Consider the following 12,471-nt stretch of genomic DNA (forward strand, 5'->3'; position numbering starts at 1 on the left):
GACCGCAGTTCTGGCCGGCGCTTTCCTACCGCCAAGGTGGTCGTCTCCGGCGGCACCGGCGCGTTGTTTCTCGATGGCGAGGGCGATGCCGCAACCGCGCCGCGCCTGCTCACCGCGCTTGGCGTGGCCGCCGATCGTCTGATCCTGGAGAACAAGTCCCGCAACACCTATGAGAACGCGGTCTTCACCAAGGAGTTGCTAACGCCGAAGCCCGGCGAGACCTGGCTGCTGGTGACTTCGGCCTTCCATATGCCGCGCGCCAAGGCGCTGTTCGACAAGGCCGGCTTTGCGACTGTTCCCTGGCCGGTCGACTATCGCACCTCGGGCAAAGAAGGCATCGGCCTGTTCCGCGACAATCCAGCCGATTCGCTGCAGGCCGCCACCATGGCCATCCGCGAATGGATCGGGCTTTTTGCCTACTGGCTGTCAGGCCGGATCGATCAGCCTTTTCCAGGCGGCTGACCGATCACCGCCTGCCTGGCGGCCGAGAAGAACTGGCGCCGCACCAGAACGGCCAGCAGCAACAGCGTCGACAACACGAACACCATTGGGTCGACGAACCAGCCGAGATAACCGATCGAGAAGAACACGCCGCGCAGGCCGGAGTTGAAGTGCTTTCCGGCCAGCATGTTCATTTGCGCCGCACGCCACACCGCCGTTTCGGTGACCGGATTGCGTGAGGCTTCGCCATGCGGGATCGGCACGGCGCCGATCAGGATCGTGCAATAGTTGAACAGCCGGTACGCCCAGCCGAATTTGAAGAACGAAAACGCCAGGATCAGCACCAGCCCGAACACCTTTATCTGGAAGGCCGCGCGCGACGGCGCGCCACCCAGGGGCAGGTCGCTGAGCACTTCAAGAACCCGGTCGGATGCGCCGAGCAGGGCAAAACAGCCGCCGATGGCGATCAGCGAGCTGGAGGCGAAGAAGGCGGTGCCTTGCTGCAGCCCGCTCATGATGGCGGTATCGACGATGCGGATCTCGCGCTCGGCCATGGTCCGCATCCAGGCTTGCCGCTGTGCATTCATCGCCGTCGTCAGTGACATGCGGCTGACCAGCTTGCCGTCGGAGGCGAACGTGTGCAGCAGCCACGCGACGAGGAAGAAGGCCAGCGCCGCGAGATCGGCTGTCGAAAGATCGAGGGAATCGCCCATGCCTGAATTTAGCACATTCAGCGCGATCGCTTCGATGTCCGCCTACAGCGATAAGGCACCAATGTCGCTGCCGGAGCAAACAAGGTCGGCGGGTGCAGCGCCGCGATTTCCAAAAGAGCGGAAACATCGTGGGAATTCCTATATGTAGTCATCGACCTGACGCCAGGAGACAACGCCGCGTGTTCCTTTCGGTTTTCGACCTGTTCAAGATCGGCATAGGACCCTCGAGTTCGCACACGATGGGGCCGATGACAGCCGCTGCGCGGTTTCTCGACGAGGTCGCGGGAAATGACTGGCCGCGTCCGGCGGGCGTCAAGGTCGATCGGCTTGGCGCAAGTCTGCACGGGTCACTCGCCTACACCGGTATTGGCCACGGCAGTGATCGCGCCGTCATGCTCGGCCTTGCCGGCCTGACGCCGCAGACGGTCGATCCCGACCAGGCCGATGGCATTGCCAGCCGCATCGCCGCCGAAAAGCGCATTTCGCCGCCCGGCCATCCCGCCTATCGCTTCGATCCGGCCACCGATCTGGTGCTGGACCGCAAAACGCCGCTCACCGGTCACGCCAACGGCATGGCGTTCTACGCCTATGATTCCGGCGGCCGCCTGCTGCTCAAGCGCATCTATTATTCGATCGGCGGCGGCTTCGTGGTTTCCGAAGAAGAACTGCAGCGGATGAAAGCCAAAGGTTCGGTGACAACCGAAGGCAAGAAAGTGCCTTATCCGTTCAAGAATGCGGTCGAGATGCTGGCCATGGCCGGCAAAAGCGGCCTTTCCATCGCCGACATGAAACGCGTCAACGAGGAGACGCAGATGACGCGCGAGGAGCTCGACGCCGGCCTCGACGGAATCTGGAGCGCCATGAAGGGCTGCATCGACCGTGGCCTGTCGCAGGATGGCATCATGCCGGGTGGGCTGAAGGTGCGCCGCCGTGCCCGCATGCTGCACGATAAGCTGCAGGAGCAGTGGCAGCAGAACAAGCCCAATCCTTTGCTCGCCAATGACTGGCTGTCGATCTACGCCATGGCCGTGAACGAGGAAAATGCCGCCGGCGGCCGCGTCGTCACCGCGCCGACCAATGGCGCTGCCGGCACGCTGCCGGCGGTGCTGCGCTACTGGCTGCATTTCCATCCCGAGGCGGACCAGCCGAGCATTCGTGATTTCCTGCTGACGGCTGCCGCCGTTGGCGGCATCATCAAGACCAACGCGTCGATCTCGGGCGCCGAGGTCGGCTGTCAGGGCGAGGTCGGCTCGGCATCGGCGATGGCGGCGGCCGGCCTGTGCGCCGTCATGGGCGGCACGCCCGAGCAGGTCGAGAATGCCGCCGAGATCGCGCTCGAACATCATCTCGGCATGACCTGCGATCCGGTCGGCGGGCTGGTGCAGGTGCCGTGCATCGAACGCAATGCGCTGGGCGCGGTCAAGGCGGTGACGGCAGCGTCACTGGCCATCAAGGGCGACGGCATCCATTTCGTACCGCTCGATGCGGCGATCGAGACCATGCGCCAGACCGGCCTCGACATGAACGAGAAGTACAAGGAAACCAGCCTTGGCGGGCTTGCAGTCAACGTCGTGGAGTGCTGAAGGCTGGCCTAAACCGCCACTGTGGAGAAGTCGATCCGGTCGTTGACGCGTTCGCGTGCAGGACTAACCTTAAGCGATGTCTCTCAATCTCATAAAACTCTGTGTCGGCTGCGACAGCGTCGAGGATCTCGAAGAGTGGATCGCCTTCCGCCTCGACGAGCGGCGGCGCGCCGGTGAGCCGGTCGAGCAGTATCACACCACCCGTATGATGCCGACGCGCGGCGCCGAGGTTACCGATGGCGGTTCGCTCTATTGGGTGATCAAAGGCAATGTGCAGTGCCGCCAGTTGATCACCGAAATCCGGCCGTTCACCGACAGTGAAGGCATAGGCCGTTGCCATCTGATACTCGACCCCGAGGTTGTACGCACCGACTGGCAGCCACGCCGGGCTTTTCAGGGCTGGCGCTACCTGAAGCCGGCGGACGCGCCGCTCGATCTGGGTAAGGGCAAGGCCGGATTGATCGAGATGCCGCCGAAACTCAGGCGCGAGCTGGCCGATCTCGGTCTGCTCTGACCCCAGGTGGCATCACCGCCTGGCCCTTTGCACTGCCCGATGTGGGGCTTGCAAGCGATGTGGCAACGCCACATCTTGTTTTTCATGAGCGATAAGAAGCAGCCTGTGCCAGCGGGGACCAATCCTGCGCCGATCAAGCCTCAATCCAACGCCGGAGAGATCGACGCCTTCATTCGTCAGGCGAGGACACTTGCCGCGTCGGCGACCGGTTCGGGCAGGCTGATCCTTGCTCTCGACGCAACAATGAGCCGCCAGCCGACCTGGGATCTGGCTTGTGAGCTGCAGGGCCAGATGTTCGACGCTGTCGGCAAGGCCGGAACCCTCAGCGTGCAACTGGTTTATTTTCGTGGTCTCGGCGAGTGCCGTTCGTCCGCTTTCGTGAGCGACACCAATGCCTTGAAGCAGCTGATGACGCGGATCGAATGCCGCAGCGGCCACACCCAGATCGGCAAGGTCCTGACGCATGCGTTGAAACAGACGGCGGCCGCCAAGGTCAATGCGCTGGTCTACATCGGCGACGCGATGGAAGAGAATATCGACGATCTGGCCGAAAAGGCCGGCAGCCTCGGCCTTCATGGCGTTCCCGTCTTCGTGTTTCAGGAAGGCCATGATTCCGGCGCAGAAAAGGCGTTCAAAGAGATTGCACGGCTGTCCAAGGGGGCTTGGTTTAGATTTGATCGGCGGGCTGCCGCGACCCTGGCAGGACTGCTTTCGGCCGTCGCCGTGTTTGCGACCGGCGGGTTGAAGGCGCTCGAAGCCAGGGGCAGGCCGGAAGACCGGCTGATGATCGAGTATCTGCGGGGCGGCGGAAAATAATGGGCGCGATCATCGCTTTTGGAGCGTTGCTTCTGCTGCTCCTCGGCGCGGTGACGATCTTTCTGCGTGCCGAGCCGGCGAAACTGGCGAGCACGCTGCGAACGCTCGGGCCGGCTCTTCTGGCACTTGTCGGCGTCGCCGTGCTTGTGGTCGGCCGGGAAGGCATCGGCGGCATGATTCTCACCGGCGCAATTGCCTGGTATGGTTCCATGCGCATGAAACGCCAGCCGGCCGGGCTTGCACCGGGCAAACGCTCGACGGTGCGCACAGCGGCATTGGAAATGGAACTCGATCACGATACCGGCGGCCTCGAAGGACTGGTCCTGGCTGGCCGCCACGAAGGCAAGATGCTTGGCGCGATGGGGCTGGCGGAATTGCAACACCTCTACCGCGAACTCTCCGGCGATCCGGAGAGCCGACAGCTGCTAGAGACGTATCTTGACGGCAGATTTCCCGTCTGGCGCAAAAACGCTGAGACGAACGGTGGCGAAGGGCTGGGTGTTGCGCCAGGTCCGGGCGCCATGACTAAGGAGGAGGCCTACAAGGTCCTTGGTCTTGAAGCGGGGGCCGCCGCGGCGGATGTCCGCAAGGCGCACCGCCGCCTGATGCAGCGCCTGCACCCCGATGTCGGCGGCACGTCTTTCCTGGCGGCGCGGATTAACGAAGCCAAGGACGTCTTGCTCTCCAATCACAACTAGTCTCCTTCGACGCAGAATTTTTCCGGGAGATGGCTTGCACGCCGTCCTACTGCTGGACGGCGTAGCACTCGATGTTCTTCTTCTTCAAAGCGGTACAGGCCTTCCAGGCGGCGGTCTTCGAACCGAAGCCACCGAAGCGGGCGCGGTAGTAGGTGACGCCATCCTTGTCGAAGGCGACAGTGAAACCGGAAGCGTCCGCCAGCACCTTGGGCGCCTGCTTGGTGGTCTTGTCGAGAAAGGCCTGGGCCTCGGACTGCTTGGGCGACGAGGCGACCTGAATGGCCCAACCCGAAGGCACCGACGCGGTGTTGACCGGGTCGACAGCCGCCGGCGTCGGCTCGGCATAGGCCGCTACAACCTGGGCCGTCGCGACTTGGGGGGCTGAAACGATGACGGTCTTGACCTTTCTGGTCTTGACGACGGGGGCTGCTTCTTCGGCCTGCGCGGTATCGTCTTCCGCGACCGTGGCGTCCTCGGCAACGGTGACATCGTCCTGCGCTATGACAGGCTTGTCGTCCGGTGTCGGAGCGTCATGCTTGGGCAGGAGAACCTTGGCAAGGGCGGTGATCGGGTTGTTGCCACCGGCCTTGGCGACCAGATCGCCACCACCGCGAGTCGACGCCCTCGGCAGATAGGTGTTGATCAAGCTGGCCATCTGATTGTCGCGGCTGCCGCCCGAGGTGCCGCCCATGACCACGCCGACGATGCGGCGATTGCCATCGGAAACCGATGAGACGAGGTTGAAGCCGGAGGCGCGGGTGTAGCCAGTCTTGATGCCGTCGACGCCCTTGATGCGTCCAAGCAGACGGTTGTGGCCGTTGATGCGCTGGCGCCCATAGAGAAAGGAGCGCTGCGAGAAATAGCCGTAATACTGGGGAAAATGCTCGCGCAGCGCGATGCCGAGCGTCGCCATGTCGCGCGCGGTGGTGAACTGGCCGGGGTCGGGCAGGCCATTGGCGTTGCGGAACACGGTGCCGTTCATCCCCAGCGCACGCGCCTTGGCGGTCATCATGCGGGCAAAAGTGGTTTCATTGCCGCCGAGCATTTCGCCGAGCGCGGTGGCCGAGTCATTCGCCGACTTGGTGACGATCGACAGGATCGCGGTCTCGACCGTGACGGAACCGCCCGGCTTCACGCCAAGTTTCGTCGGCGCCTCGGCGGAGGCCTTGGCGGAAAACACCACTGGCGTGTTCCTGCTGATCTTGCCCTTCGCCATCGCTTCGAAGGTCAGATACAGCGTCATCATCTTGGTCAGCGAAGCCGGATAGCGCCTGCCGTTGGCGTCGGCGGAGTAGAGCACTTTGCCGGTCTTGGCATCCACGACGATGGCCGCCTGCCTGGCCGCCAGCGACGAGGCAACGTCGCCAAAAACGAATGTCATCGCCAGGGCGATGATCATCATCGTTTTGAGAGGGGAGGTAGATTTGGAAACGATGCCCAACAACGCCTTACGCACTGGTACTTCCCTTGGATTTCTTCGTTGCGTTGGAGGCGGCAAAGGGTCCTGCCTCGCTTCCGGCCAAGCTACCGGCGCAGCGTTACCAATCCGTTTATGGTAACCGCCGCGTTCACCATTTTCTTCGGGCTTGTGGCTCTCTTTATTCGATTTTTAGCCATTGGCTGCGCAGGCGGGTCCGCAAGCCCGCGAAATCTTGACTTTTGTGCGGCGCACAATATATTATCTTGCATTGCACAAGGGCGCCCCGAAGAAGGACGCTTCAGCCGTCAAGGGAATCGTGAAATGACCCAGACCTATGAGGACTTCAGCAAATACGGCAAAGAGTTCGCCGACACCGGATTGAAGAGCTTTGCGTCGCTGTCCAAGGGCGCGCAGGCGATTGCCACCGAAGCTGGTGAATACACCAGGAAGAGTTTTGAAACCGGCAGCGCCACGGTGGAGAAGCTGTTTTCAGCCAAGTCGCTGGAAAAGGCGATCGAGATCCAGTCGGATTACGCCAAGCAGTCCTATGAGGCGTTCGTCGCCGAGGCCACCAAGATCGGCGATCTCTATGCCGAACTCGCCAAGGAAGCTTACAAGCCATTCGAATCGATCGTTGCCAAGGCAAAGTAATTTTGCCCGGGCGAACTGATTTCGCCTGACGTGACCCCAGATTCAGCCTTTGAACCCGAGAAAAAGCCCGGCCACGGAAACGCGGCCCGGCTTTTTCGTGTCAATTTCCGTTCCAGAGCCTCGCGCCCCTTCACGATTGCGAAAATCGTCCAAGTTTGGTGACCTAGCCATATTGTCAGCTAACCAGAAGGGCTTAAAATCGTACATCGAACACCTACATGTCGAACTCGCATGGGGAATCGAAAGAGGCAGGAATACGTGACGATCGGTTTGACTGCCACGAGACGAGTGGTGCGGATGCAAGACGGCGACGGTAACGGCAATGGGGCCGGCCGTGGGACGGCCGTCATCACGCGCACCAAAACCAAGACCAAGAAGCCCAGCCTTTATCGGGTCCTCATCCTCAACGACGACTACACTCCGATGGAGTTCGTGGTTCACGTGCTGGAGCGTTTTTTCCAGAAGGATCGCGAAGCCGCCACACGCATCATGCTTCATGTTCACAATCATGGAGTGGGCGAGTGCGGGGTCTATACATTCGAGGTGGCCGAGACCAAAGTGTCCCAGGTCATGGATTTCGCCCGACAGAATCAGCATCCGCTGCAATGCGTGATGGAGAAGAAGTGAGGTAACATGCCGGCTTTCTCCCAAGGCCTGGAAAAGGCGCTTCACCAGGCGCTGACGCTCGCCAATGAGCGGCACCATGAATATGCAACCCTAGAACATCTGCTGCTCGCGCTCATCGACGACACCGAGGCGGCCGCCGTCATGCGCGCCTGCAATGTCGATCTCGATGAGCTCAAGCACACGGTTCTCACCTATATCGACACCGAGCTCGACAACCTCGTCACCGGTTACGACGAGGACTCCAAGCCGACCGCCGGTTTCCAGCGCGTCATCCAGCGCGCGGTGATCCATGTGCAGTCGTCTGGCCGCGAGGAGGTTTCGGGCGCTAACGTCCTCGTCGCCATCTTCGCCGAGCGCGAGAGCCATGCCGCCTATTTCCTGCAGGAACAGCAGATGACCCGCTACGACGCGGTCAACTACATCTCGCACGGCATTGCCAAGCGTCCGGGCGCATCGGAGACACGCTCGCCGCGCGGTGCCGATGACGAGCAGGGCGGCCAGAACGGCGCCGAGCCACAAGAGGAAGGCGGCAAGAAGAAGCAGCAGCAGGATGCGCTGACGGCTTATTGCGTCAATCTCAACAACAAGGCCAAGGCCGGCAAGATCGACCCGCTGATCGGCCGCGAGTCCGAGATCAACCGCACCATTCAGGTGCTGTGCCGCCGCTCGAAGAACAACCCGCTCTATGTCGGTGATCCCGGCGTCGGCAAGACGGCGATCGCCGAGGGTCTGGCCAAGCGCATCGTCGAGGGCGACGTTCCCGAAGTGCTGCACAACGCCACCATCTTCGCGCTCGACATGGGCACGCTGCTCGCCGGCACGCGCTATCGCGGCGATTTCGAGGAACGGCTGAAGCAGGTCGTCAAGGAACTGGAGGACTATCCCGGTGCCGTGCTGTTCATCGACGAGATCCATACGGTCATCGGCGCAGGGGCTACTTCAGGCGGCGCCATGGACGCGTCCAACCTGTTGAAGCCGGCGCTGTCATCGGGTGCGATCCGCTGCATCGGCTCGACCACCTACAAGGAATTCCGCCAGTTCTTCGAGAAGGACCGTGCTTTGGTGCGGCGCTTCCAGAAGATCGACGTCAACGAACCGACCATCGCGGACGCCATCGAGATCATGAAGGGCCTCAAGCCCTATTATGAGGAGTTCCACAAGGTGAAGTTCACCAACGAGGCGATCAAAGCCTCGGTGGAGCTGTCGGCACGTTACATCAACGACCGCAAGCTGCCGGACAAGGCGATCGACGTGATCGACGAGACCGGCGCCTCGCAGATGCTGGTTCCGGAAGCCAAGCGCAAGAAGACGATCGGCATCAAGGAGATCGAGGCGACGATCGCCACCATGGCCCGCATCCCGCCGAAGACGGTTTCGGCCGATGACGAGAAGGTGCTGCAGGGTCTCGATATCGAGCTGAAGCGCGTCGTTTATGGCCAGGACACCGCGATCACCGCGTTGACCTCGGCGATCAAGCTGGCGCGTGCCGGCCTGCGCGAACCGGAGAAGCCGATCGGCTCCTACCTGTTCTCCGGCCCGACCGGCGTCGGCAAGACCGAAGTGGCCAAGCAGTTGGCCGCGTCGCTCGGCGTCGAGCTGATCCGCTTCGACATGTCGGAATATATGGAACGCCACACTGTCTCGCGGCTGATCGGCGCGCCTCCCGGCTATGTCGGCTTCGACCAGGGCGGTCTTTTGACGGACGGCGTCGACCAGCATCCGCATTGCGTGCTGTTGCTCGATGAGGTCGAGAAGGCACATCCGGACCTGTTCAACATCCTGTTGCAGGTTATGGACCATGGCAAGCTGACCGACCACAACGGCAAGCAGATCGACTTCCGCAATGTGATCCTGATCATGACCACCAATGCGGGCGCGTCGGATGCGCAGCGCGCGGCGATCGGCTTCGGCTCGACCAAGCGCGAAGGCGACGATGTCGAGGCGATCAACCGGCTGTTCACGCCGGAATTCCGCAACCGTCTCGATGCGATCATCCCGTTCGGCTCGTTGCCGGTGCCGGTCATTCATCAGGTGGTGCAGAAGTTCGTCATGCAGCTCGAGGCCCAGCTTTCCGAGCGTGGCGTCACCTTCGACCTGTCGGCGGATGCGATCGCCTGGCTCGCCGACAAGGGCTATGATGAGCGCATGGGAGCGCGGCCGCTCGGCCGTGTGATCCAGGAGCACATCAAAAAGCCGTTGGCCGACGAGGTGCTGTTCGGCAAGCTCAAGAAGGGCGGCACGGTGCGTGTCACCGTCGAGAAGAAGGAAACCGGCGAGACCGGCCTGAAGCTCGAATCGCTCGCCGACGAGGCGCCGGTGAAGCCGAAGAAGGAAGAGCCGGAAGAAACGCCGAAGCCCAGAAAAGCCGTGGCGAAGAAGCCGACGGCGAAGAAGCTGGTGGCGCCGAAGCCTGAAGCCAAGGGCAAGGACGGCGGCAAGCGCAGTCTCGTCCCGCAACTGCCCCGAAAGAACTGACCTTGACGAAAGGCGAAAAAAGCCCCGGAAACGGGGCTTTTTTTGGAGCGGGAGGACGCATGGCCGGGCAGGTCATCATTCTGAACGGTGCACCGAGATCGGGAAAATCAAGCATCGCCAGAGCTGTTCAGGAGAGCTTCGATGGCGTCTGGATCAATCTCGGCGTCGACGTTTACGAGCAGGCTACGCCGGCACGCTATCGGCCTGGGATAGGATTGCGGCCCGGCGGCGAGCGTCCGGGCCTTGAGGCCCTCGTGCCCGGATTATACGCCGCGCTCTACGAATCGATCGCCGCCCACAGCCGGCTGGGGCTGAATGTCGTGGCGGATGTCGGTCATCACGATGCTTATTCGAGACCACTTCACATTGTGGCCGATTGCGCGCGCCGGCTTGTAGGTCTGCCGGTGCTGTTTGTCGGTGTTCGCTGCCCGCTGGAAATCATCATGGAAAGGCGTGCGGCCAGCGCGGCAGACAAGGGATATGTAACCGGCTCGCCCGATGATCCCGTCCCGCTGCCCGTGCGTCTGTGGCAAGAAGAGGTCCACCGCCCAGGCGTGTACGATCTGGAAGTCGACACCTCGCTCCTCAGCCCTGGGCAATGCGCGGATACGATCGCAGAGCAGCTTAGCACCGTATCCAACAGCGTTTCAGAAACTATTCAACCCATCCAGCGCGGCCCTTGAGCCGTTTTGACCGGCATGGCCGCCGCAGGCGGTTCGTCCAGATCGGCGAATTTACAGCCCGCATACGGCCGGCGATTGCATGGTGGAGCTCTCGATTTCAGCGGCCATGCGGTCCGACGCGAAACGTGTCACCAAATATCCGCACGCCTTCCAGATCGCGATCATCAGGAATGCACCCGCATAGCCATCCACGGCATAGTGCCAGCCAAGTACGACGGAACCGACCATAATGACGCCGGCGAATAACCACATCACAAGACCGGCCAGCCGAGACCGCCGTGTTGCGTAGAGGGCGAACAGCACCGCCATCGCAACGTGCAGGGATGGGAAGGCGGATATACCGACGCTGCCGGTAGTTGCGCCGGTATAGCCACTCCACAGCATATCCTGCGTGCTGAGCGCCCAGATCGGATAGACGCGATCGGCAACGGCAAGTGCTTGCATGAGGGAGTGAAAGTCGTTGCCGAACCCCAATCGCTCGTAAAAGCAAGGGCCAGCCGACGACAGGCCCATCGCGAGGAAGAAGCCACCCAGCGTCCACATCGTCATGAAGCTCATCAGGAACTGGTGACGCAGCTTCGTATCCTTGCGTGTGATGCACACGGTGAAAACCGTGGTGATGAGCACGACGAACCAGAAATTGTACGCGATGTTGATGATCTTCAACGCAAGCGGCGACTGGACGACAAACCACAACCATTCGTGCGGGGCTCGACCGAAATGCAGGATGCGATCGGCGTGAGCCAATGCTTTGTCCCATGCAAACGGAGAGAGGATTGCAATGGCTCCCTTCAACACACCGATCGCGGATATGAAGGCAAGACCTGCACCCAGGCCATTCAGGCTGTTGGCAATGCGTTCGGCATCGCCAAAGAATCTACCCAGTGACTTGAGGAAGGTGTGCAGCGGTTCGGTATCCCGCTGGACCAGCGCAAGGTGGAAAAGCGTCCCAAGTGCAAGGGCTGAGCCGCAAATCCAGAAGGCGATGAAAAGATACTCGGCGTATTCCTCCAGAACGCCGAAATCCGGCATGTTTCCAGTGTGCCACCCGACTGCGCTTGCCAGAAGCAGCGCAGCGGCAGCCATAGCGTGCAGCAGCCGGTGTCGCCAAAAGGCATCCGCCAAGATACCAAGAAAAGCACGTCCGAAAATTGCCCCCGTCAGCGGGGCCGATGCCGCAACCGAATCTTCCATGGTTTTGAAGCCCCACAGCTCGCCACGCCGTTACTGTTTTACCGTGAGACGGTTCAATATTTCCTAATCAGACGATTAGAGTTGCAAACGGTTGAGTCCCGGCGCCGGCACGGCCGGGCACTAGAATCGTCTTCTCGGCTAAACGGCGCTACCCGGTCCGCCACATCGGCTGACCTCTCGCTCTCAATTTTTGAGCGCAGTCCGGATCTTTTCGGCATTTTCGGTCAGCACCTCCGGCTTCTCCATTCCTCCCGTGTGCGACTTCAGCGGGATGCCGTCGAAGCGCGGAATGACATGTACATGCAGATGATAGACGGTTTGCCCCGATGCCGGCTCATTGAACTGCATGATGGTGACGCCGTCGGCGCCAAAGGCCTTTTTCACCGCCAGCGCCACTTTCTGAACGACGTTCAAGAGATGGCCGAAAATTGACGGGTCGGCGTCGAGCAGGTTGCGCGATGGCGCCTTCGGCAACACCAGCGTATGGCCCGGCCCCTGCGGCATCACATCCATGAAGGCGATGACCGCTGCGTCCTCGTAGACGCGGTGCGAAGGAATTTCGCCGCGCAGGATCTTGGCGAAGATGTTGTCGGTATCGTAGGCGGCCTCAGTCATGGTGAACGCTCCGGATTGTGCCTTTCGTGTAGCGAAACGGT

13 protein-coding genes are annotated in these 12,471 nt (G+C 61.5%); 9 read left to right on the plus strand and 4 right to left on the minus strand.

Annotation, left to right across the window (positions count from 1 at the left end; translation table 11 throughout):
- Window positions 1–462 (plus strand): YdcF family protein (locus tag EOA19_RS35855; protein ID WP_245486131.1); only part of this gene is annotated, 462 nt, incomplete at its 5' end.
- Here the strand turns inward: EOA19_RS35855 and EOA19_RS11195 are convergent.
- Window positions 441–1,154, minus strand: coding sequence for a DUF599 domain-containing protein (locus EOA19_RS11195; RefSeq protein WP_027161543.1), 714 nt, complete (start codon window positions 1,152–1,154; stop codon window positions 441–443). The two genes, EOA19_RS35855 and EOA19_RS11195, sit on opposite strands and share 22 nt — an antisense overlap.
- A gap of 179 nt (window positions 1,155–1,333) precedes the next feature.
- On the opposite strand from EOA19_RS11195, the gene EOA19_RS11200 reads away from it, so the two are divergent.
- The 4 genes from EOA19_RS11200 to EOA19_RS11215 all read left to right on the plus strand — a co-directional run bounded on the left by EOA19_RS11200 (window position 1,334) and on the right by EOA19_RS11215 (window position 4,765).
- A complete protein-coding gene (locus tag EOA19_RS11200; RefSeq protein WP_127295570.1) occupies window positions 1,334–2,737 on the plus strand; it encodes an L-serine ammonia-lyase in 1,404 nt (467 codons plus the stop codon).
- A 76-nt stretch (window positions 2,738–2,813) separates the two neighbouring features.
- Window positions 2,814–3,251 carry a DUF1489 family protein gene (locus EOA19_RS11205; RefSeq protein WP_013531780.1) on the plus strand — a complete coding sequence of 146 codons (438 nt, stop codon included), beginning with the start codon at window positions 2,814–2,816 and terminating at the stop codon, window positions 3,249–3,251.
- Window positions 3,252–3,335: 84 nt separating this feature from the next.
- Window positions 3,336–4,067, plus strand: coding sequence for a VWA domain-containing protein (locus tag EOA19_RS11210; protein ID WP_164892904.1), 732 nt, complete (start codon window positions 3,336–3,338; stop codon window positions 4,065–4,067).
- Window positions 4,067–4,765 carry a DnaJ domain-containing protein gene (locus EOA19_RS11215; RefSeq protein WP_023812952.1) on the plus strand — a complete coding sequence of 233 codons (699 nt, stop codon included), beginning with the start codon at window positions 4,067–4,069 and terminating at the stop codon, window positions 4,763–4,765. Before EOA19_RS11210 ends, EOA19_RS11215 begins: the two co-directional genes overlap by 1 nt.
- A 46-nt stretch (window positions 4,766–4,811) precedes the next feature.
- Here EOA19_RS11215 and EOA19_RS11220 read toward each other — a convergent pair whose 3' ends face one another.
- A complete protein-coding gene (locus EOA19_RS11220) occupies window positions 4,812–6,221 on the minus strand; it encodes a D-alanyl-D-alanine carboxypeptidase (protein WP_128303603.1) in 1,410 nt (469 codons plus the stop codon).
- A 285-nt stretch (window positions 6,222–6,506) separates the two neighbouring features.
- Between EOA19_RS11220 and EOA19_RS11225 the strand changes: the two genes are divergently transcribed.
- The 4 genes from EOA19_RS11225 (at window position 6,507) to EOA19_RS11240 (ending at window position 10,621) form a co-directional block, all read left to right on the plus strand.
- Window positions 6,507–6,836, plus strand: a complete 330-nt coding sequence (locus tag EOA19_RS11225; protein WP_128303604.1) for a phasin family protein — start codon at window positions 6,507–6,509, stop codon at window positions 6,834–6,836.
- 297 nt (window positions 6,837–7,133) lie between these two features.
- A complete protein-coding gene (gene clpS, locus EOA19_RS11230; protein WP_023812950.1) occupies window positions 7,134–7,463 on the plus strand; it encodes an ATP-dependent Clp protease adapter ClpS in 330 nt (109 codons plus the stop codon).
- Between the two features lie 6 nt (window positions 7,464–7,469).
- Window positions 7,470–9,938: an ATP-dependent Clp protease ATP-binding subunit ClpA gene (clpA, locus tag EOA19_RS11235; RefSeq protein WP_128303605.1), complete on the plus strand. Its 2,469-nt coding sequence runs from the start codon at window positions 7,470–7,472 to the stop codon at window positions 9,936–9,938.
- 59 nt (window positions 9,939–9,997) lie between these two features.
- Window positions 9,998–10,621 (plus strand): chloramphenicol phosphotransferase, encoded by a 624-nt coding sequence (locus EOA19_RS11240; protein WP_128303606.1) that lies wholly within the window; start codon window positions 9,998–10,000, stop codon window positions 10,619–10,621.
- A 51-nt stretch (window positions 10,622–10,672) separates the two neighbouring features.
- Here EOA19_RS11240 and EOA19_RS11245 read toward each other — a convergent pair whose 3' ends face one another.
- Entirely contained in the window at window positions 10,673–11,815 is a 1,143-nt protein-coding gene (locus EOA19_RS11245) for a phosphatase PAP2 family protein (protein ID WP_245486133.1), read from the minus strand.
- A gap of 183 nt (window positions 11,816–11,998) precedes the next feature.
- Entirely contained in the window at window positions 11,999–12,430 is a 432-nt protein-coding gene (locus EOA19_RS11250) for an HIT family protein (protein WP_128303607.1), read from the minus strand.
- Between the last annotated feature and the right edge of the window lie 41 nt (window positions 12,431–12,471).

Origin of the sequence: Mesorhizobium sp. M7A.F.Ca.US.010.02.1.1 (assembly GCF_004023085.1) — a bacterium.
Lineage (GTDB): Bacteria > Pseudomonadota > Alphaproteobacteria > Rhizobiales > Rhizobiaceae > Mesorhizobium.